At 53.5% G+C, this 21584-nt stretch carries 19 protein-coding genes, 1 tRNA gene and 1 riboswitch; of the genes, 10 read left to right on the plus strand and 10 right to left on the minus strand.

Translation table 11 applies throughout. The annotated features are described in order from the left end of the window. Positions 1-194: 194 nt before the first annotated feature. Both glyA and RMR24_RS08370 read right to left on the minus strand, forming a co-directional pair. Positions 195-1439: a serine hydroxymethyltransferase gene (gene glyA / locus RMR24_RS08365; RefSeq protein ID WP_310614624.1), complete on the minus strand. Its 1245-nt coding sequence runs from the start codon at positions 1437-1439 to the stop codon at positions 195-197. A 25-nt stretch (positions 1440-1464) separates the two neighbouring features. Next, positions 1465-1593, minus strand: a riboswitch (ZMP/ZTP riboswitch). A 27-nt stretch (positions 1594-1620) separates the two neighbouring features. Further along, on the minus strand, positions 1621-2451 hold the full coding sequence (locus RMR24_RS08370) for a lytic transglycosylase domain-containing protein (RefSeq protein WP_310614682.1): 831 nt from the start codon (positions 2449-2451) through the stop codon (positions 1621-1623). Positions 2452-2534: 83 nt separating this feature from the next. Between RMR24_RS08370 and RMR24_RS08375 the strand changes: the two genes are divergently transcribed. Then, positions 2535-5249 (plus strand): DUF349 domain-containing protein, encoded by a 2715-nt coding sequence (locus RMR24_RS08375; RefSeq protein WP_310614625.1) that lies wholly within the window; start codon positions 2535-2537, stop codon positions 5247-5249. Here the strand turns inward: RMR24_RS08375 and RMR24_RS08380 are convergent. From RMR24_RS08380 to RMR24_RS08395, 4 genes are read right to left on the minus strand one after another with little or no spacing between them, the layout of a single operon-like run. Next, positions 5246-6079, minus strand: a complete 834-nt coding sequence (locus tag RMR24_RS08380; RefSeq protein WP_310614626.1) for a UDP-2,3-diacylglucosamine diphosphatase — start codon at positions 6077-6079, stop codon at positions 5246-5248. The two genes, RMR24_RS08375 and RMR24_RS08380, sit on opposite strands and share 4 nt — an antisense overlap. An 11-nt stretch (positions 6080-6090) precedes the next feature. Further along, positions 6091-6597: a peptidylprolyl isomerase gene (locus RMR24_RS08385; protein WP_310614627.1), complete on the minus strand. Its 507-nt coding sequence runs from the start codon at positions 6595-6597 to the stop codon at positions 6091-6093. Positions 6598-6650: 53 nt separating this feature from the next. Continuing rightward, positions 6651-7253: a peptidylprolyl isomerase gene (locus tag RMR24_RS08390; RefSeq protein ID WP_405023327.1), complete on the minus strand. Its 603-nt coding sequence runs from the start codon at positions 7251-7253 to the stop codon at positions 6651-6653. Beyond that, positions 7250-7915 (minus strand): tetratricopeptide repeat protein, encoded by a 666-nt coding sequence (locus RMR24_RS08395; RefSeq protein ID WP_310614628.1) that lies wholly within the window; start codon positions 7913-7915, stop codon positions 7250-7252. Before RMR24_RS08395 ends, RMR24_RS08390 begins: the two co-directional genes overlap by 4 nt. Before the next feature lie 101 nt (positions 7916-8016). Here RMR24_RS08395 and cysS point away from each other — a divergent pair, with 101 nt between their 5' ends. The 6 genes from cysS (at position 8017) to RMR24_RS08425 (ending at position 13387) form a co-directional block, all read left to right on the plus strand. Next, entirely contained in the window at positions 8017-9390 is a 1374-nt protein-coding gene (gene cysS, locus RMR24_RS08400; RefSeq protein WP_310614629.1) for a cysteine--tRNA ligase, read from the plus strand. A gap of 2 nt (positions 9391-9392) precedes the next feature. Next, a complete protein-coding gene (locus tag RMR24_RS08405; protein WP_310614630.1) occupies positions 9393-10037 on the plus strand; it encodes a DNA-3-methyladenine glycosylase 2 family protein in 645 nt (214 codons plus the stop codon). 21 nt (positions 10038-10058) lie between these two features. Next, positions 10059-11036, plus strand: coding sequence for an acetyl-CoA carboxylase carboxyltransferase subunit alpha (locus tag RMR24_RS08410; protein WP_310614631.1), 978 nt, complete (start codon positions 10059-10061; stop codon positions 11034-11036). After that, entirely contained in the window at positions 10999-11967 is a 969-nt protein-coding gene (gene tilS, locus RMR24_RS08415) for a tRNA lysidine(34) synthetase TilS (RefSeq protein WP_310614632.1), read from the plus strand. Before RMR24_RS08410 ends, tilS begins: the two co-directional genes overlap by 38 nt. A 35-nt stretch (positions 11968-12002) precedes the next feature. After that, the gene (locus tag RMR24_RS08420; protein ID WP_310614633.1) at positions 12003-13271 is read left to right on the plus strand and encodes an aspartate kinase; all 1269 of its coding nucleotides are present in this window, start codon (positions 12003-12005) and stop codon (positions 13269-13271) included. Between the two features lie 23 nt (positions 13272-13294). Next, a tRNA-Ser gene (locus tag RMR24_RS08425) sits at positions 13295-13387 on the plus strand. Between the two features lie 254 nt (positions 13388-13641). On the opposite strand, the gene RMR24_RS08430 is transcribed toward RMR24_RS08425, so the two are convergent. Next, positions 13642-14127, minus strand: a complete 486-nt coding sequence (locus RMR24_RS08430) for an Lrp/AsnC family transcriptional regulator (RefSeq protein WP_310614634.1) — start codon at positions 14125-14127, stop codon at positions 13642-13644. Positions 14128-14235: 108 nt separating this feature from the next. Between RMR24_RS08430 and mdeB the strand changes: the two genes are divergently transcribed. Further along, positions 14236-16839, plus strand: a complete 2604-nt coding sequence (gene mdeB / locus RMR24_RS08435; RefSeq protein WP_310614635.1) for an alpha-ketoglutarate dehydrogenase — start codon at positions 14236-14238, stop codon at positions 16837-16839. 12 nt (positions 16840-16851) lie between these two features. On the opposite strand, the gene RMR24_RS08440 is transcribed toward mdeB, so the two are convergent. Further along, entirely contained in the window at positions 16852-17037 is a 186-nt protein-coding gene (locus RMR24_RS08440; protein WP_310614636.1) for a hypothetical protein, read from the minus strand. 274 nt (positions 17038-17311) lie between these two features. Between RMR24_RS08440 and RMR24_RS08445 the strand changes: the two genes are divergently transcribed. Next, positions 17312-18361: a S8 family serine peptidase gene (locus RMR24_RS08445; protein WP_310614637.1), complete on the plus strand. Its 1050-nt coding sequence runs from the start codon at positions 17312-17314 to the stop codon at positions 18359-18361. Between the two features lie 157 nt (positions 18362-18518). Beyond that, positions 18519-19925 (plus strand): EAL domain-containing protein, encoded by a 1407-nt coding sequence (locus RMR24_RS08450; protein ID WP_310614638.1) that lies wholly within the window; start codon positions 18519-18521, stop codon positions 19923-19925. A gap of 18 nt (positions 19926-19943) precedes the next feature. On the opposite strand, the gene RMR24_RS08455 is transcribed toward RMR24_RS08450, so the two are convergent. Together RMR24_RS08455 and RMR24_RS08460 are read right to left on the minus strand one after the other, a co-directional pair. Next, positions 19944-20399 (minus strand): hypothetical protein, encoded by a 456-nt coding sequence (locus tag RMR24_RS08455; protein ID WP_310614639.1) that lies wholly within the window; start codon positions 20397-20399, stop codon positions 19944-19946. Positions 20400-20407: 8 nt separating this feature from the next. Then, positions 20408-21547, minus strand: a complete 1140-nt coding sequence (locus RMR24_RS08460) for a S8 family serine peptidase (RefSeq protein WP_310614640.1) — start codon at positions 21545-21547, stop codon at positions 20408-20410. Positions 21548-21584 lie beyond the last annotated feature (37 nt).

Here is a 21584-nt window from a genome sequence, read left to right on the forward strand (position 1 = left end):
AAAAACCCCCCTGGGGGGGGGGTGGTGTTGGGGGGGGTTTTTTTTTCCCACCCCTCATTAACCACCCCCCCCCCCCCCCAACCCGTGCTGTCTCCGGCTAGAAATCTTCACGAGCGAACCCCTCACGAAGACCAAATACAAAACGAAGCAGACAAACAAAAACCCCGCCACAAAGGACGGGGGTTAAGGAAAAGTTACTTGTAAACAGGAAACTTAGAGGTCAGTGCATGCACCTTGGCACGCACAGCGGCCAAGTTGGCTTCATCGTGCGGGTTGTCCAACACGTCAGCAATCAAGTTAGCCGTGATACGGGCTTCTTCGTCCTTGAAACCACGCGTTGTCATCGCTGGCGTGCCAATGCGCACACCGCTGGTGACGAATGGTTTCTCTGGGTCGTTGGGGATGGCGTTCTTGTTGATCGTCATGTGGGCTGCACCCAAAGCCGCTTCGGCTTCTTTGCCGGTGATCTTCTTGGAGCGCAAGTCCACCAACATCACGTGACTTTGTGTGCCACCGCTGACGATGCGCAAGCCGCGTGCGGTCAAAGTTTCGGCCACGATCTTGGCGTTCTTCACCACTTGAGCTTGGTAGTCTTTGAACTCAGGTTGCATGGCTTCTTTGAAAGCCACGGCCTTGGCCGCGATGACGTGCATCAAGGGGCCGCCTTGCAAGCCTGGGAAGATGGCGCTGTTGATGGCTTTTTCGTGTTCAGCCTTCATCAAAATGATGCCGCCGCGTGGGCCGCGCAGGCTCTTGTGGGTGGTGGAAGTGACCACGTCAGCGTGCGGAACGGGGTTGGGGTATTGGCCTGCGGCGATCAAGCCTGAGTAGTGGGCCATGTCGACCATGAAGATCGCGCCAACTTCCTTAGCAATTTTGGCAAAGCGTGCCCAGTCGATGTGCAAGCTGTAGGCAGAGGCGCCAGCAATGATGAGTTTGGGTTTGTGCTCGCGGGCTTTGGCTTCCATCGCTTCGTAGTCGATGGCTTCGTTGGCATCCAAGCCGTAAGAGACGGCGTTGAACCACTTGCCAGACATGTTCAGCGCCATGCCGTGGGTCAAGTGACCGCCTTCGGCCAAGCTCATGCCCAAAATGGTGTCGCCGGGTTTCAAGAAAGCGAGGAAAACCGCTTCATTGGCAGATGCGCCGCAATGGGGTTGCACGTTGGCGGCTTCAGCGCCATAAATTTGTTTCAGGCGGTCGATGGCCAATTGCTCGGCCACGTCCACGTGCTCGCAGCCACCGTAGTAGCGCTTGCCGGGGTAGCCTTCGGCGTATTTGTTGGTCAGTTGCGAGCCTTGGGCTTGCATGACGGCAGGAGACGCGTAGTTCTCGCTGGCGATCAGCTCAATGTGGTGCTCTTGGCGCGCGTTTTCGGCCTGAATGGCGGCCCAAACTTCGGGGTCGGTTTGTTCGATCAAGATGTTGCGGTTGTACATACTGGCAGTCCTAGAAAAAGGTGTTGTTGGCTGCCCAGGCGAACGGCAAAACACCTCTATAAATAGAGGCTGTGCGCTTCCCAGTGGTCATACATCCACGTCAGCGGTGTGCGGCAGATGCCCCACACGCCTATCGCCAGTTGCGCACACTTTGGAGTTTACCGCGCTTCCAAGGCCTTGTTTATTCGGCCTCGTCCTTGCCGAAGGGGGTCAAGCGCTGGGCTTTTTCCCACAAACTCTCCAAACGGGCAGTAGCCGCTTGGGCTGCGGTGGAGGGTGGTGGTGTCAAGGGCACTTTCACGCCTTTGGCCACTTGCTGTAAGCGAACGTTTTCAGCCAGTACTTTGGCCGTATAGCCTTGGTCGTCTTTCAGGTTGCCCGCGCCCACATAAAGTTTGAGGCCGCCCTCGGTGCTGCCCGCGCGGTTGATGCACTCTTTGAGCACGATCACGCCCACTCGCAAGTTAGCCACAGGGTCAAATGCGGCCAGGGTACCGCCAAAGCCTTGGTACTTTTGTTCGTGCACCTTGGTCATGACTTGCATCAGGCCTTGTGCCCCAACAGGGCTTTGGGCGAAGGGGTTAAAGCCCGACTCCACAGCCATCACGGCCAAGATGAGGGTGGGTTCAATTTGGTTGTCTGGTCCCACATCGTAGGCTTCAGCCACCAAGGCGCTCAAAGGCTCTGGGGCTACGCGGTATTTTTTGCTCAACCAGTAGGCAAGGTTGGCTTGCTGTTTGGGTAGGTCGCGGGGGTCGGTGGCGGTGGCGCGGTCGACCGCATCGGCATCGGTCGCGATGCCTGTTTCGTCATATTGGCGCTCTTGCAGCCAGCTGATGACCTTGGCTTCGGTCACCACGCGCAGGTCGGGGCGCACGGTCAGCGCCACGACGAAAAAGAAGATAGACAGACCCACCACGGCCAAGCCATTGTGAGAAATGGCAAAAAAGCCTTGCGCCACGTCAGCTGCAAAGGTACGTAGACCTAGCTGTAATCGGGCGATGAGGGTAATAGACATAAATTTATTAAATAGGAAGTAGCTGAAATTTTAAAGCCTCGGCGACAATCTCCTCTAATTTACTGTGAGCCCTACTTGTGACTGATTCCTCTAACAAATCCATCGACCTCGCCACCCTAGATACTTTGACCGGTGGCGCCTTTACTGTTTCTACCTCGGCTGACCGCACTGCGCGCTTGCGCGACTGGCTGGCTGGTCAGCCCACCTTGGCGCAAGTGCAAGCCGCATTTGACGAAATGAGCCACCGAGACAAAGGTGCTGCCAAAGTGCTGCGCGAAAAGCTGGACGAGCTGCGTCGCAGCAAAGACCAAGACGCCTTGATAGTCGAGTGGGCCGCCAAAGGCGAAGCCCTTCGCGATGCGCCCCATATCAATTTGGCAGACGCCATGGGCTGGCAGCGCGATGCTGCCAAAGCAGGCGCTCCGTTGTCTCGCGAACCCTTGGCCGGTTTGAAAACCGCTTTGGCCGAGCGCGTGAAAGCCATTGAAGACTTGCAACACCAAACCCAAGTGCAGCGCGAAGCCGCTGTGCTGTTGGCCCAACGCATTGAAGTGTTGTCGACCAAACCTTGGCAAGACGCACTGGCCCAGCGCGAAGCGCTGCAAGTTGACCTCGACCGTTGGGTTGCCCAAGCCCAAGCCTTGGCCGCAGATGCCCAATGGCCCAGCGTGGACGCCAAGTTTGCGTCTGCTTTGCAAACCAGCACCCAACAAGTGCAAGCCGTGTGGACCGCTTTTGGCGAAGCTTTGACCTTGACTGAGGCTGCTGCAGCCGATGCAGCCGCACCTTTGCCTGCTGTGCCTGCATGGTCTGACCAAATTCGTGTGTCACGTGGCGAAGTGCTGCCGCAAGCTGCTGCACCTGCCAAAGCTACGAAGCCAGCGGCTGCTGGTGTGGATGCGACCCGCAAGGTCAAGCCCACCGCTGACAAAGCCGTGGTAGACCAAAAGCGTTTAGAGCTGGCCATGCAAGCCGAGGCTTTGTTCAAGCCTGCGCCTGCGGCCAAGCCTGCCAAAGCCAAAGCACCTAAGGCTGATGAAGTGACGCCAGTTCAAGAGGTTGAGGTTGTCGAGCCAGTGGCAGTTGAAGTCACGCAGCCAGCACCTGTTGTGATTGAAGTGACTGCACCTGAAACAGCGACAGCCGATGTGATCACGCCAGCCGCGCCCAAAGCCGACGACGTGGCCCGCGTGCCAGCCGTGGGTGGCCGCAAGATGCAAGAAACCTTGCGCAACTTGCGCGAGCAATGGAAAAAAATCGACAAAGAAGCGGCGCCCAACCCCGCGTTGTGGAAGCGCTTTGACAGCGCTTGCAACCGCGCCCACGAAGTGGTGGACGCATGGCTCAAGGAGGCCCGAGCCCAAACCACCGCGCACAAAGCCCAACGCTTGGCTTTGATTGAAGAAGTCAAAGCATGGGCGGTTGAGCATGCCAACGGCCCCGATTGGAAAGGCGTCGCACGCCAATTGCACCAGTTCGCCCAGCGCTGGCGCGAAAGCGGCCACTTGAGCGAAAAAATGTTTGCCGAGTTGCAACCCGTTTGGAAAACCGCCATCCACGCTGCACACGAGCCGCTGGAAGCGATGCAAAAAGCCAGTCTTGCCCGCCGTCATGCCTTGATTGCCGAAGCACAAGCTTTGGGGGCAGGGCCATCGCTGCGCGTGGACGCTGTCAAAGCTTTGCAACAACGCTGGCAGGAAGAAGCTCATGCTGTGGTGCTCGACCGCAAGCAAGAGCAAAAACTGTGGGATGCCTTCCGTCAACCGATTGACGAAGCATTTGCCCGCAAGTCATCGGTGCGCGAGCAATCGCAAGCCGCACTGACACCGCACGACAAGGCCGTGCTCGATGCTGCCAAGGCTTTGGATTCAGCCACCGCCAAAGGTGATGCCTCCGCCATTCGCGCGGCCATGCAAATGCTGGAGCAAATCGCACGCGGTGAAGCGGTCGCACCAGTGGCAGCCCCTGCGCATGCAGCGGCAGAACCCGCTGCTGAGGTTGCGACAGATGCCTCAGCTGATGCTGCATCAAGCGATGCAGCGCACAGCTCGGACGATGCAAGCTCTGAAGAAAACGCAGAAAACACAGCCGATCACTCTGCCGAAGCTGCAGAGCCTGCGGCAGAAGTCGCACCCGTCAAACCTAAAGCTGCGCCACGCCCTGTGGTGGCTGTACGTGGTGACGACCGTCCAGGCCAAAAACGCACCGAGGCCGCGCCTGCTGGCCGTGGCCGCGATGGCAAGCCTGGCGGCAAATTTGGCGACAAGCCAGGTTTTGGCCGTGACGCTAAACCCGGTCGCGATGGTGGCCGCGAAGGCTTCGCACCGCGTGGTCCACGTTTGGGTGATGCAGCTTTCCGCGCCCAACGCTTTGCCTTGGAATCAGCCCAAGACGCGCTGCGTCGCTTGGCTGCACAAGCCCACGGCGAAGTTTTGACCCAACTTATGCACGCTTGGGAAAAACGCGATGCAGCTCAATTGCCAGCGGCGCAAGCCATTGGCAACAAGCTCAGCCCCGCACAACGCACGCAATGGTCGCAAGCTTTGTCGGCTCAGCCGCAAGGAGAGGCGGTCACGTCCTTGTTGCGTTTGGAAGTTGCCGCTGATCTACCCACGCCTGCTGCGCAAATGGATGCACGTCGTGCCTTGCAGTTGCAAATGCTCACACGCCGCAATGACCCATCGCCTCAAATGACGTGGGCCGCTGATGCGGCGCAGGTCTTGGGTGGTGCGTATGACGAGGCGGCAGCGCGTCGTTTGCAAGCTGCGCTTAAGGTGTTGTTGAAGCGTTAAACAGCGCTCAGTGGCAATCGACAAAGCCCCCTCGTGGGGCTTTGTGCTTTTTGGCGAAGCCAACTCAAGGTCTCAAGCCGAGGTGGCTTGGCATCAGCATGCCAATCGCTCAATACCCAGCGGCTTAAGCCCTGGCCCAAGTCGTGCACCGCAGGCTTGTGGGTGTGGCCGTGCAGCAGCACTTGGGCGTCAGCAGCAATCAGCCATGCGATAGCGGCTTGCGTGTCTACGTCGGCATAACCAGTGGAGTTTGGGTTGTTGAGGTGGCTTTGTTTGCGCGCTTCGCTTGTGTTTCGAACGTTGCGCGCATAGGCCTGGCGATCGGCTAAAGGTTTGGCCAAGAATGCTGTTTGCCAATCGGGCTGGCGCACCTGAGCACGAAATGCCAAGTAGTCGTGGTCGTCCAAACACAGGGCGTCGCCGTGGCTGAGCAGGATGCGCGTTGGGTTTGCACGATCCGCAGAACCAAAGTCAAGCACCGTGGGGTCGCTCAAGGCTTGCATGCTCGTCGCGTTCAGTAGCGCATTCCCCACCAAAAAATCGCGGTTGCCGCACATGAAATACACAGGTATGCGCTGCGCCGTGGCTTTGAGCACGGCGATGCATTGCAGGGCGAATGGGTCATGGGTGTCGTCTCCTACCCACACTTCAAACAAATCGCCCAAGATGAACAGGGCGTCTGCTGGTGTGTGCGCCATGTGCAGCGCCCACGCGTCAAACGTGGCGGGCTCTCTGGCGTCTAGGTGCAGGTCTGAGATGAAGTCAACGCGTTGCCAATTTGGCTGTGCTTGTACGCAGGGCACAGGCTGGGGCAGCGGCGGCGTTGACATCAGCTGAGGGCTTACAGCGCAACAGCTTTTTCGATGACCACGTCTTCTTTTGGCACGTCGTCATGGAAGCCTTTGCGGCCAGTTTTGACGGCGGCGATTTTGTCGACCACGTCATTGCCACTCACCACTTTGCCAAACACGGCATAGCCCCAACCTTGTTGGCTTGGTGCTTTGTGGTTCAAAAACTCGTTGTCAGCCACGTTGATGAAGAACTGCGCGGTGGCCGAGTGTGGGTCAGAGGTGCGGGCCATGGCCAGCGTGTAGTGGTTGTTTTTGAGGCCATTGTTGGCTTCGTTCTCAATGGGAGCATCGCACTCTTTTTGCGTCATGCCAGGTTCGAACCCGCCGCCTTGCACCATGAAGCCGGGAATCACACGGTGAAAAATGGTTTTGTCGTAGTGACCTTTGTTCACGTAGTGCAAGAAGTTCTCGGCGCACTTCGGCGCTTTTTCAGCGTCGAGTTCGATGGTGATGACGCCGTGGTCCAAGATGTGCAGTTCGACTTGTGGGTTGCTCATGGTGTGTTCCTTAAATGAAAGAGGGGGTGTTTTTGATTGCTGCAAGCCCGTGCTTAAAGCACGCTGGCCGATTGGATGATGATGGGTGTGCGTGGCACGTCCGATGGGAAGGGCCCGCCGAAGCCGGTTTGCACCGTTTTAATTTTGTTGATGGTTTCCATGCCAGACACCACCTTGCCAAACACGGTGTAGCCGGGTTGTTGGGGGGTAGGGTCTAAAAAGCCGTTGTCCATCACATTGATGAAAAACTGAGACGTGGCCGAGTTCGGCACATTGGTGCGCGCCATGGCGATGGTGCCCACGGTGTTGCGTGGTCCGCCTTTGGCTAAGGCTTCTCGGCCTTCATGCTCAACGGGGGCACGTGTGCGGCGTTCGATATAGCGCTGGTCGTAGCCGCCGCCTTGCACCATGAAGTTGCCAATCACGCGGTGAAAAATGGTGCCGTCGTAGTGCTTGTCGCGCACGTATTGCAAGAAGTTGTCCACAGTTTTGGGGGCTTTGTCGGGGTAGACCTCGACCACAAACTCGCCCGCGTTTGTGAAAAATTTCACGCGGGGCGCGTCTTGAGCCGTGGCGGTTTGGGCCAAGCCCATAAAGGCTAGGGCGCACAAGCTAACTGTGCAAAGTGCACGACGGGTCAATGATGAAGGTGTCATGGTTTGTCTTGGGTAAGGTCTAGGACGGGTTTGAGTCGTTCAATTTTCAACCCGATGCCACGTTGCTTAGGGTCAATGCTCAAAGATCGCTCATACGATTGACGCGCCATGTTGACCAGCAGGTCGCCCATGTTTTCGTGGGCTGCCGCGTAGTTAGGGTTGGCACGTAAGGCCGCATCCAGAGACGCTTTGGCATTGGGGTAGTCACCTTTGGCTGCGTAAATCACGCCCAAGTTGTTGTGGGGCTCAGCCAGTTCTGGGTATTCACGGGTGAGGTCAAGGTAAACCTGTTGCGCCATGTCGGGTTGGTTGAGCTGTTCAAAAAGGAAGCCTTGCCAGAAACGCATTTGCGGGTCACGTGGGTTGTTTGCCAAACCTTTGTTGACCAACATCAAAGCTTGTGGGTACTTGGCTTGGCGCAGTAGCTTGCGCACATCGTTGTGTGGTGTGCTGATGACGGTGGGCATCATCGACTGGCCAGGCAGCCACTCCAAAGCCTCTACGCTTTGGGCTTGTGCGGTTCCCGCTCCAGCAATCATCAGTGTCAGGCCCAGCGTCAGGCAGCGCAGCCCTTGGGTATTCCAAAGCTTGTGTGTGCTGGCCTGATGCGCTGGAAGCGAAGCCAATGACTTGGCTTGGGAGGGGATGTGAGGGTTTGTCATGTGCTTTGTATACTGGTGGCATTGTAAAACAGAGGGTCTGAACGACTCTTTGGCTTTCACCTCATTACCGACCCTTCATTGCGGTCTCTGACCATTCACTCATGACGCTTCGCATTCACAACACGCTTTCGCGTGCGCTGGAGACCTTTTCGCCGATCGAACCTGGCCATGTGCGCATGTACGTGTGCGGCATGACCGTGTACGACTTGTGTCATTTGGGTCATGCCCGTTCGATGGTGGCGTTTGACGTGGTGCAGCGTTGGCTCAAAGCCAGTGGCTACCGCGTGACTTATGTGCGCAACATCACAGACATCGACGACAAGATCATCAAGCGTTCTCTTGAAAACGGCGAAACCGTGCGCGGCCTAACCGACCGCATGATTGAGGCGCTCCACCAAGACGCCGACGCTTTGGGCATCGAGCGCCCCACCCACGAGCCGCGTGCCATGGACTATGTGCCGCAAATGCTGTCGATGATTGGCACTTTGCAAAACAAAGGTTTGGCCTACAAAGCCAGCAATGGCGATGTGAACTACGCCGTGCGTAAGTTCGCGGGTTACGGCAAGTTGTCAGGTAAGTCGTTGGACGAATTGCAAGCGGGTGAGCGCGTGGCGGTAGACGACGGCAAGCAAGACCCACTGGACTTTGTGCTTTGGAAGTCTGCAAAGACAAGCGAACCCGACGAAGTGAAATGGGCCAGCCCCTTTGGCGCAGGCCGTCCTGGCTGGCACATCGAGTGCTCGGCGATGAGTTGCGAGATGTTGGGCCAGAGCTTTGACATCCATGGTGGTGGTGCTGATTTGCAGTTCCCACACCACGAAAACGAAATTGCCCAAAGCGAAGGTGCGAACGGCCAAAAAATGGCCAACGTGTGGATGCACAACGGCTTCATCAACGTGGACAACGAAAAAATGTCCAAGAGCTTGGGCAACTTCTTCACCATCCGTGATGTGCTCAAAGAGTTTGACGCCGAGACTGTGCGGTTCTTTGTGGTGCGCAGCCACTACCGCAGCCAGCTCAATTACAGCGACGTTCATTTGAACGATGCCCGCGGCGCGTTGAAGCGCCTTTACACCGCGCTGGGCACGGTGAGAGCTGATGCCGTGACGATTGACTGGGCCGACCCACATGCCGCACGCTTCAAAGCAGCGATGAATGAAGACTTTGGTACGCCTGACGCCGTGGCGGTGTTGTTTGAACTTGCCAGCGAAGTCAACCGCACGGCTTCAACTCAAACGGCAGGCTTGCTCAAAGCCTTGGGTGGTGTGTTGGGCTTGTTGCAAGACGACCCCAAAGCCTTTGCCCAAGCAGGCGCAGGCGTGGACGAAGATGCCATTCAAGCGCAAATCGCGGCACGCGCAGCTGCCAAATCTGCCAAGAACTTTGCTGAGGCCGATCGAATTCGCCAAGCCTTGGCCGCCGAGGGCATTGTGCTCAAAGACTCGCCCACGGGCACCACGTGGGAGCGTGGCTAACTATGGCCACCACCGAAAAAATCATCATCGCCACACCCGAGTATTGGGCAGAGGCTTGTAAACACCTGATGAAAAAAGATCGGGTGATGAAGCGCCTCATCCCTCAGTTTGGCGAAGCCTCTTTGCAGTCCCGCGGCGATGCGTTTGTGACGCTGGCACGCAGCATTGTGGGGCAGCAGGTTTCGGTCAAAGCGGCACAAACCGTGTGGGACCGCTTCGCTTTGCTACCTCGCAAAATCACACCCGCCAATGTGCTCAAGCTCAAAGTAGACGACATGCGTGCCGCTGGTTTGTCGGCCCGCAAGGTCGAGTACATCGTCGACTTGGCGCTTCACTTTGACAACGGCGCCTTGCATGTCAAGACATGGTCGGAGATGACGGACGACGCCATCATCGACGAACTGGTGGCCATTCGTGGCATTGGTCGTTGGACGGCTGAGATGTTTTTGATGTTCCACCTCATGCGGCCCAATGTGCTGCCGCTGGACGATGTGGGGCTGATCAACGGCATCAGTCGCAACTATTTTTCGGGCGAGGCGGTCAGCCGCAGCGAAGCACGAGAAGTGGCGGCACCTTGGGCCCCCTATTGCAGTGTGGCGACTTGGTATATTTGGCGATCGCTGGATCCGCTGCCCGTGTCTTATTGAGCAGCTAAGGAGTATTTGATTTTGGCTAAAAGAACTTTCCTCGACTTTGAACAACCGATTGCTGAACTAGAAGGCAAGATCGACGAGCTGCGCTATGTGCAAAGCGAGTCTGCGGTAGATATTTCGGACGAGATTGACCAGCTCAGCAAGAAAAGTATGCAGCTGACCAAGGACATTTACAGCGACCTCACGCCTTGGCAAATCACCAAGATTGCGCGTCACGCTGAGCGCCCTTACACGCTGGACTACATCAACGACATCTTCACCGACTTCGTGGAAATGCACGGCGATCGCCACTTTGCGGATGACATGAGCATCGTCGGTGGTTTGGCCCGCTTCAACGGCAATGCTTGCATGGTCTTGGGTCAGCAAAAGGGTCGCGACACCAAAGAGCGTGCTTTGCGCAACTTCGGCATGAGCAAGCCCGAGGGCTACCGCAAAGCCTTGCGTTTGATGAAGACCGCTGAGAAGTTCAAGCTGCCCGTGTTCACCTTTGTGGACACACCTGGCGCTTACCCCGGGATTGATGCCGAGGAACGCAGCCAGTCTGAAGCGATTGGCCGAAATATTTTTGAAATGGCCCAACTCGAAGTGCCCATCATCACCACCATCATTGGTGAAGGTGGGTCGGGCGGCGCGTTGGCCATCAGCGTGGCTGACCAAGTGTTGATGCTGCAGTACTCGGTGTACTCGGTCATTAGTCCTGAAGGCTGCGCCTCGATTTTGTGGAAAACCTCTGACCGTGCTGAAGACGCGGCCGAAGCCTTGGGCATCACCGCCCATCGCCTGAAGGCATTGGGCTTGGTTGACAAAATCGTGAACGAACCTGTGGGCGGCGCACACCGCGATCCCAAGCAAATGTCGGCTCAGCTCAAGCGTGGCTTGAACGACGCTTGGCGTCAGGTGAGTGACCTCAAAGTCAAAGAGTTGCTCGACAAGCGTTACGACCGTTTGCAAAGCTATGGCCGTTTCACCGACACCAAAGCTGACGCCCGCTAACTTCCCCTCGCTGGACGCGCTCCAGCATCTTGGTCCTTTTGCCGTTGCGCTGAGCGGTGGGGCCGATTCGACCGCCTTACTCGTTGCTTGTGCCATTCGTTGGCCGGGCAGGGTGCATGCGGTGCATGTGCATCACGGGCTGCAAGCGGCTGCAGATGGTTTTGAAGCACATTGCGTAGGGCTATGTGAACGCCTGCAAGTGCCACTGGTGGTGCAGCGGGTCAACGCAGCCCACGCCGCCGGTGAAAGCCCAGAAGACGCTGCCCGTCAAGCCCGCTACCGCGCGTTAGCCGAAGCGCTGCAATGCAACTGGGGTGGACACATTCAACACATGGCCTTGGCCCAGCACGCGGATGACCAAGTCGAAACCTTGCTGCTGGCGCTTTCACGAGGTGCAGGCTTGCCGGGCTTGGCATGCATGCCGGCAGTGGCTGAGCGCCATGGCTTGACGTATCACCGTCCTTGGTTGAATGTGCCCGGGCAGGTCTTGCGCGATGCCTTGAAGGCCGCAGACGAAGCGTGGGTAGAAGATCCCAGCAACACCGACACGCGCTACACGCGTAACCGCATCCGTGCCGAGCTGTTGCCTGTCATTGAGCAAGCGTTTCCCGCATTTAGGCAAACCTTTGCACGCAGTGCTTCGCATGCGGCGCAGGCCCAAGCCTTGTTGCAGGAAGTGGCTGAACAAGATTTGCAGCAAGTGGGCCATCCACCTGCCATTAAAGCGTTGCAGCTGCTGAGCGAGGCTCGGCAATCAAACGTGTTGCGCTACTGGCTGGTGCTAGAGCACTCTCAAGCCAGTGCCGCGCAATTGCAGGCATTGCTGGTGCAGGTGAAAGCTTGCACCACAGGTGGTCATCACATCGACATCAAGGTAGGCCGTGGCTTTGTGCGGCGTGATGGGGCGGTGTTGCGTTGCTACAATCTGTAGGTTTTTTGCCCATAACACAACAGTTTTAAATAAATATGGCATTGATTGTTCATAAATACGGCGGTACGTCGATGGGCTCGACAGAGCGCATTCGCAACGTCGCCAAGCGCGTAGCCAAGTGGGCCCGTGCAGGTCACCAAATGGTGGTGGTGCCTTCTGCGATGAGCGGTGAGACCAACCGGTTGCTCGGCCTCGCCAAAGAATTGGCGCCCTCCAAAGCCGACTCGGCCTACAACCGCGAACTCGACATGCTTGCCTCCACAGGTGAGCAAGCGTCTTCTGCGTTATTGGCTATTGCGCTGCAAGCCGAAGGCCAGCCTTCTGTCAGTTACGCTGGCTGGCAAGTCCCGATTCGCACCAATAATGCCTACACCAAGGCCCGCATCGAGTCGATTGACGACAAGCGCGTGCGCGCCGATTTAGACGCAGGCAAAGTGGTCATCATCACGGGCTTCCAAGGCAAAGACGAAAACGACAACATCACCACCTTGGGCCGTGGCGGCTCTGATACCTCGGCCGTGGCCGTGGCAGCAGCGCTCAAAGCCAAAGAGTGTTTGATTTACACCGACGTCGATGGCGTGTACACCACCGACCCGCGTGTAGTGCCCGAAGCGCGTCGCTTAGAAACACTGTGTTTCGAAGAGATGCTGGAGATGGCATCTTTGGGTAGCAAAGTTTTGCAAATTCGCTCGGTCGAGTTTGCAGGTAAATACAAGGTGCCGCTGCGCGTGCTGTCCAGCTTCACCGCGTGGGATATTGACATCAACGAAGAAGCCAAATCGGGCACGTTGATCACCTTTGAGGAAGACGAAAAAATGGAACAAGCAATCGTATCGGGCATCGCATTCAACCGCGATGAGGCCAAAATTTCTGTGGTCGGCGTGCCAGACAAGCCAGGCATCGCGTATCAAATTTTGGGCGCTGTGGCTGAAGCGAACATTGAAGTGGACATGATCATTCAAAACATCAGCAAGGATGGCAAAACTGATTTCAGCTTCACCGTGCATCGCAACGACTTTGCGCGTACTACTGATTTGTTGAAAGAAAAAGTGCTGCCAGCCTTAGGCGCCAGTGATGTGCAGGGCGACACCAAGATTTGCAAAGTGTCTATCGTTGGCATCGGCATGCGCAGTCATGTTGGGGTGGCCAGCAAGATGTTCCGCTCATTGAGCGAAGAGGGCATCAACATCCAAATGATCTCAACATCTGAAATCAAAACTTCTGTGGTGATCGACGAGAAATACATGGAACTCGCGGTTCGCGCGTTACACAAAGCTTTTGACTTGGACCAGCCTGCCGCCTAAGTTAAGGCATAATATGCCCTGCTGGAAACGTGACCGAGTGGCCGAAGGTGCTCCCCTGCTAAGGGAGTATGGGGTGTAGAGCCTCATCGAGGGTTCGAATCCCTCCGTTTCCGCCAAGCTGTTGTTTGTAGAAGTCTCTGGAAGTCTACAAACACCCTGAGAAGCCCCGTAAACACTACGTTTCGGGGCTTTTTTTGTCTCTGAAGGTATTTCTAGGTCTCTCCAAATCCACACCCTTTTGTTGGTAGATTTGTGGGTATTCTCACAATCACTTGTTGGTATTTCTGGAAAACATGGCACTTGCAGACATTCAGATTAGAAAAGCAACCAGGCCTTCCCCCAAATCTTAAGGTTGCAACCGATTTTGCAATTAAAGGTTATGCAAAGGAAGTGCAGTTTTGTAGCGCACTTGTTTAAGTGCAAAACTGGATCTGATTTTTTCTACTTGTGCAATTGGAGAAATTTGTTCAAGTATGAAGCTCTCTAATGCGGGCATATCAGACACTGCTACGCGCAACAAGTAATCTGCATCGCCCGTCATCAAGTAGCACTCCATGACCTCGTCGCGTAAAGTGATTCGCTCTTCGAACTCTTGAAGTGCTTGGCGGCTTTGCTGTTTAAGACTGATTGAAATAAATACGTTCAGATGGAGCCCGAGTTGCTTTGCTTCTAGCAACGCAACATATTTACGAATTAAACCGCGTGTTTCCAGCGCCCGCACTCGAGCGAGACACGGGGAGGGGGAAAGGTGAACCCGGCGGGCGAGTTCCACATTGGACAGGCTAGCGTCAATTTGCAGTTCTTCCAGAATCTTCAAATCGATCGCATCTAAATTATTTGTGCTTTGATTGATCATAAGTTTGAAACTATATGCTGAAATTCGTTCTTTTCATGCTGCATTTCAACATCAACTGCCTAGCGATTGTCCCTACAGTGATATCCATCATTTCGGTTAGTCAATGCCATGAACACTAAGTCAAATCAAAGTTATTACAACCCTTCCACTGTTGATACTGATCCCGCAGAAACGCAAGAGTGGCGTGACGCCTTGTTGTCACTCGCAGTGACTGATGGCCCGGTCCGCGTTCGTCACATTCTCGATGAACTGGTCCGATCAGCACGAATACAAGGGATTGGCTGGCAGCCTGAACTGAACACGCCCTATATCAACACAATTGCAATCGAAGACCAACCGGCTTTTCCCGGTGATCTCGCCATAGAGGAGCGCTTGGCCTGTTTTATGCGATGGAACGCCTTGGCTATGGTGGTGCGTGCAAACAAAGCTTATGGCGAACTCGGCGGACACATCGCAAGTTACGCCAGTGCAGCTGATTTGTTCGAGATGGGGTTTAACCATTTCTTTCACGCGCGGACCGCAACGCACCGCGGAGATCTCGTTTTGTTTCAGCCACACAGTGCACCCGGTGTGTATGCCCGTGCATTTCTTGAAGGTCGTTTGAATGAAGCCGACTTGCTGCATTACCGCCAAGAGATCACAGCGCCTTCAGTGGGTGCACGAGGACTCTCCAGTTACCCGCACCCTTGGTTGATGCCAGATTTTTGGCAGTTTCCAACAGGCTCAATGGGTATTGGTCCGATCAGCTCCATCTATCACGCTCGTTTCATGCGATACCTGACCCATCGCGAATTGTTGAATTGTGATGGTCGCAAAGTTTGGGGTGTCTTTGGCGATGGAGAAATGGATGAACCAGAAAGCATGAGTGCGCTCACTCTCGCTGCTCGAGAAAAACTCGACAACTTGGTGTGGGTCGTTAACTGTAATTTGCAGCGTTTGGATGGCCCTGTTCGTGGCAATGGTCGAATCATCGATGAGCTGGAAAAACTCTTTGTGGGTGCTGGCTGGAACGTCATCAAGTTGGTTTGGGGCAGCGACTGGGATGGTCTATTTGCGCGTGATACGACTGGCGCTTTGGCGCGTGCCTTTGCTCAAACTGTGGATGGTCAGATGCAAACTTTTGCAGCTAAGGACGGTCGCTTCAATCGCGATAACTTCTTTGGCCAAAACGAAGAACTCTCACGCTTGGTCGAGGGCATGACGGATGAGCAAATTGATAACCTTAAACGAGGTGGTCACGATTTAGTAAAAATTCACGCTGCTTACGCAGCTGCCGCAGCCCATAAAGGCCAACCCACTGTGATCTTGGCTCAAACCAAAAAGGGTTATGGCATGGGTTCTGCCGGTCAAGGCAAGATGACGACGCATAGTCAAAAGAAATTTGATGAGACCGATCTCATTGAATTTCGCAACCGATTTGACCTTCCGTTGAGCGATGAACAAGCAAAAGGTTTGGAGTTCTTGAAACCTTCAGAAGACAGCGCTGAGATGCGCTACCTGCGTGAGCACCGATCGGCACTTGGTGGGGCTATGCCAAAGCGCGAAACCACTTGCGAATTGATTCCTGTGCCAACGATTGAAAGCTACGCTCAGTTTGCCCTCAAGGCTGATGGCAAGGAAATGAGCACCACCATGGCGTTTGTGCGCATGCTCGGCACACTCCTGAAAGATCCAACCTTGGGTCCACGCATTGTGCCTATCGTCGCAGACGAGGCACGTACATTTGGCATGGCCAATTTATTTAAACAGGTTGGCATTTACAGCAGCGTTGGACAACGTTATGCGCCTGAGGACATTGGTTCTGTCCTCTCGTATAGAGAAGCCTTAGAGGGACAAATTTTGGAGGAAGGTATCAGTGAAGCCGGCGCTATTGCCAGTTGGACTGCTGCTGCCACAAGCTACAGCGTTCACGGCTTAGCTATGCTGCCGTTCTATATTTACTATTCCATGTTTGGATTTCAACGTGTGGGCGATGCAATTTGGGCGGCTGCTGATCAGCGTGCAAGAGGTTTTCTGCTGGGTGCCACTTCAGGTCGTACGACCTTAGCCGGCGAGGGTCTTCAACATCAAGACGGAAGCAGCCATTTGGTGGCAGCAACGATCCCAAATTGCAAGGCCTACGATCCTGCTTTTGCAGGTGAACTCGCAGTGATTGTTGATGCGGGAATGCGAGAGATGTTGATTGAGCAAAAAGACGTTTTCTATTACGTCACGCTCATGAACGAAAACTATGCAAATCCAGATTTGCCAGAAGGTGCTGCTGAGGGGGTGTTGCGCGGGGGCTACCACTATGGCAGCTATGGCCCCAAGGATGCTCAGCGTGTTACCTTGCTTGGCTCTGGAGCTATCTTCACTGAAGTGATCCAAGCGGCTCAAAAATTAGCTGAGAGTGGCATAGGCGTTGATGTTTACAGCATTACAAGTTGGAGCCAATTGGCCCGAGATGGTATCGAGAACGAAGGCGAAGATTCCAAACCTTACTTGGCTCAACTGCTCAGGGGTAGTGCTGGTCCCATCTTGGCTGCCAGTGATTATGTGCGTGCTTTGCCTGAAAGCATTCGTGCTTATTTACCCGCAGATCGCGCTTACCGTACGCTTGGTACAGATGGTTTTGGCCGCAGTGATACCCGTGTTGTGTTGCGTTCGTTTTTTCAGGTGGATGCTCAAAGCATCATGTCTCGAGCCATTGTTGAGTTGGGTTTGAGTTCATAAGCTAATAGGTATTTACAGATAAGGAGGATTGCCACTGGTTCTTGAAATCAAGACGGCAATTGGTAACAAACCAAGCGAAAACACAATCGCGCCAATATTCTTCCAATCGTCGGTTTGCATCAAGCAAAAACCAACTGCCACTATTGCCAGCGCAAAGGGCACAGACTGACTTAACTGAATGTTAGGTAGCTTTCTCATGCAGTGAATTTTGCACTCAAAAAGTGATTACTTTTTTTGGAAGTGCAAATCTTAAAAATTAACAAATTCAAAACCTAAATGATTCACGTCAAATCACGCGATGTGTCAAATGGCAACAGGGGTTGATGAAAGTAATCATATTGGTGGAATTGCAGTTTTAAATTGATAAAACTAACATTCGTTCAGCAAAAGCAATTTTTCTGGATGTTGTTAGATAAGGTCAATTTCAGTGGTTTCTTCGTCGCTTTTTACGCGTCAATGTCTGTCAATTTTGGTGCTGCTTGCTACATCATGTGCCGCGACTGCGCAAGAGTTGCCTTGGCACCTGGGTGCATTGAATCCTTCTGCTGAAGTTGCCCCATCTGCGATCAATACCGCATCGGTTAAGCCTGGACCGCATGAGGTGGTGGTGGCTGTGATTGACAGTGGCGTACTGGCAAGCCATCCAAGTTTAGAGGGCCGTTTGCTGCCCGGCTTCGACATGTTGTCTGCGCCGATGAATTTGCGTGGTAAACGCTCAGCCGATTTTTCACCCGATGTCCGTGATGCCACATGTGGTGACCGCGTGACTTCCGCCATCTTTCGCACGCATGGCACTGAAGTGTCGAGTTTGATCGCGGGTAACGGCAAAGATGGCGTTCGAGGTGTTAACCCCAATGCCAAAATTTTGCCCATTCGTCTGTTTGGTTCTTGCCCCATGACGCGAGCCGATTTGTTAGATGCCATGGCTTGGGCCGGTGGTTTGCGTGTAGCTGACGTGCCGGCTAATCCTCATCCAGCTCGCATCATTAATTTGAGTTTTTCAGGCGGTAAACGTGTGTGCGGACCAGATTTACAAGCTTTGGTAGATCGTTTGACCAAAAAGAACATTTTTGTGGTCGCTGCTGTTGGAAATACATTCGGCAAAAAGTTAGTAGAACCATCAAATTGTGACGGCGTCATCTCTGTGGGAGCCATCGATGCCGAGAACAACATTGAGAACTACTCAGCCTTGGATACACGCACAGTGATTTATGCCCCGGGTGGCGGCAAGAACTTAAGCGGAAGTGCGCCCTGGCACGCAAACAAGCTTAAAGTGGCTTCGTTTGATGTGGATTTCAAAGGCGATGAGACCCCCATGGGTGCTGCGCGCGGTGTTGGGACAAGTTATGCAGCGCCATTGGTGTCGGGCTTCTTGTCATTGCTGCTGTCAACGCGTGCGGATATGACGCCTGCAGAATTCCTGGGTGAGCTGCCTAAATTCACACGACCTGTTAACCGGACCGATAAATGCCCTGATTGCATGCCAAAGGGCTTAGCAATGGCACCTGTGACTTCTCGTTGATGTCAAAATCAAGCGCTTTGATCTCTTGACGCTTGAATTTGTGTTATTTAATAGTTTTAAAGTATTATTTAAAGTCGTTATGACTTAACAAGATTTATTATTATTCTTGTAAATCTACTTCTAAAATTCTTCGAAATCGATTGGTTTGGAGAGTTTTATGAATAAAAGTTTTATTAGATTAGCAGTCATCGCTACTACTTTAATTGGTTCTTTAGTATTGATTTCATTGCTTGTGTTCGGTGCTGTACGTCATGTCGTTATCAAAGGCAATGAGCGGCTCGTTCATTCTGTCGCGCAAAGTGTATTGCCGGCATTGTTGGTCAATGACACCCAGCAGGTCGAAACCATCATCAAAGCTTTAGCAGGCTATCCAAACATTCAGACGGTCGATTTAGTGAGTGCTCAAGGCGAGCCGATTGCAAGTTATGCACGAGCCGGCTCAGCGCACGACTTGATGGGCGCTTCATTCAAGTTGGCATCAGCAGAGAATGACTCAAATCAGGTCTATCTGACAGCTCCAATTACCTTTGATACCTTAATCGTTGCCAATTTACACATTGCTTTGAACTTGTGGCCAACGTACTTACGCATCATGATTTGGTTAGGGGTTTTGTTGATTGTGCCCAGCATCATTTATGTTTTTATCAAGCAGTATCGAGTTAAATTGCGTTTCGAGATCTTAAAAAGCCATGATGGTTCTGATCAAGGCAGTGACTCATTTGATATGAAGCATGCAGTGAGTTCAGCCATGGAGGATGCTGGCATCAGCCTTGAGTATCAGCCAATTCAGCGCATGAGCGATTCAAATCTGTTTGGTATTGAGGCCGTGGTTTGCTGGCGCCATCCTTCAGGTCAAACGCTCCACGTTTCGCCTTCTAATTTTGTGACATTGGCTGAAAGCAGTGGCATTTGTTTGCCATTTGATGACTGGTTTTTGACCATGGCATGCATGCAGGCTGCAGCTTGGCAAGATCGATATGGTCCTTTGATTTTGACCCTCAATATCAGTGCAGCGCAATTTAGCAATCCTGCTTTCGCCCAAAAAATACGCACTGTTTGTGAAGCTACCCAATATCCTTATCAACTGCTTGAGTTAGAGGTTGATGAGTCTGTGATGTCTCGTGAACCACGGCGTGCGCAGTCATGTGTTCAGAACTTCGCAGCCCTGGGCTTAAGCGTAACGGTCGATAATTTTGGCTTATTGAAAAGTTCGCTTGATTTGTTAGAGGTGTTGCCAATTGATAAAGTAAAACTTAGTCATAAGCTGATCAAAGGTATGTTGTTCGATGCGCCAATTTCAGATTTGGTTGAGACATTAATCAAGCATGCAGCTGTGCATGATGTCCAAGTCATGGCAGATGGTGTTGAGTTTGGCGATCAGTGTCATCTTTTGCAGCGTATGGGTTGCGTCTTGGGGCAGGGGACTTTCTTTTACTCCCCGCTAACAGCCAGTAACTTTGAGTCTTTTTTGGCATCACGCCCATTCGGTGTGTCTGCAAGCTTAGTGCAACCGATGAATGGCAAGACCAATTCCCAAGACTCTCTCGGTTTTTCGATCGTGTGAATTAGGAAGATCGCCGCTTTAGAAACAAGGTTGGACCTCATCGGTATGGATAGCTTCGTCTAAATAGCCAACAGCTGGAAAATGCTGCGCAATACAACCGATCATCTGCTGCTCAGTGACAACAAAGTGCAAATTGTTCTGAACGATTGAGCTCTTTCGCGCCAGCGCTTGAATTGCCGAGGTTTGAAGCCCGAGCGATGCCAACGCATCTGAAGTCAGACCCTGATGACTAGGCATGAAGCAGGACGATAAAGGCAGACCACCGATACGAACTGGAATACCCGAATAAATATCAATCAAATCGCTTACGGATACACCAATCACATCGGCTGATGAGTTGAAGGATGCGATAAAGAACTCGCTTTCTTGCAGGTGGCGCGATGAGGATACGTCTTCAGCTCTTTGTTTATTTCGTGAGCAATGCCATACGGGATCTGCCCAGGCCGTAAAACTGAAGGTGAGGGTACAAATCAAGAACCATCTCATGGTTTAGCTACCCCAGAGTTGGCGGTCAGTCCTTTTGGGAAGCAGTCAGCACACTTGTCTGATGAGGGAACTTGTCGCAAAAAGTTGGGTAGTTCCTTTGATAAATCAGCGGGTTGTTTGTTTGGATGGTGCGATAACCATAAAGATATGAAGCCTGCAACGATAGGCGCCGCATAGCTTGTTCCAACACCTCGTTCGATTGCGGCTGCACGTTCATTGCCTAGAAAATCTAAATCGTAGGTAGCCACCATGAGTTTGTTGACTGCCCAGTGCGCATCTACTGAAAGTCGTTTGCCACCTCCAGGTGCGTACAGACTTATGCGTGGATCTAAGGCTGAATAAATTTCGATGTTGTTTTCTGCATCAAGTGCACCTACTGAAAAAACGCCGTTGCAGTTGGCCGGTTCTGGTAGCGGTTTGTGGAAGTTGTTTCCTGCTGCTGCAACGATGAAGATGTTCTTTTCAATCACACGGTTGAGTAGTCGTTGCAAATCAGCGCTACAAACAGACAAGCCTCCGGCAATGCTCATGTTGATGATGTTGGCTGGGTATGGGTTATCGGGAACGCCTGCGACAGGAAATCCGGCTGCCCATGCAATTGAATCGAGTAGGTCTGTGCGCGTCATGCTGCACGCGCCAAACAGTCTGACAGGTAAAACGCGAGCTGAAGGATTCACGCCATAAACGCCATCTACGCCGTTCGCGGCAATGAGACTGGCAACTTCTGTACCGTGCGTTCTGAACGCACCTGAAACGAGGCGTTGGCTGCATCGAGAATCGCGCGGGTCTGGTGAAAAGTCTGTTGATCGACCACCTCGAAGATTGTTAGGGGCCGAAAGCATGTCATATCCAGGGAGCAGCTGGCCATTCAAACTGGGGTGGCTGGCGATGACACCACTGTCAATGACTGCAACGACGATTCGATGCGCGCCAGGTTTGATATGAGTCGTATTGATGGCTGCTGGTGCTGCGTTCTTGGGCTGCAGGCTGCCTAGGTGCCAAGGCTTGTCTGAAGCAGCTTGAGTTAAGGCTGCAAAGACAAGTACGCCCGCTGAAACGATGTGTTTTAGAAGTACGGCCCCACAACTTTGCAGGCCGCCATTCATGCAAGAGGGGAGTTTTGCATCACTTTTCATACCCTCCGATTTTACATTTAGAGGAAAAATATGAGTA

The organism is Limnohabitans sp. (assembly GCF_031539105.1).
Taxonomy (GTDB): domain Bacteria; phylum Pseudomonadota; class Gammaproteobacteria; order Burkholderiales; family Burkholderiaceae_C; genus Limnohabitans.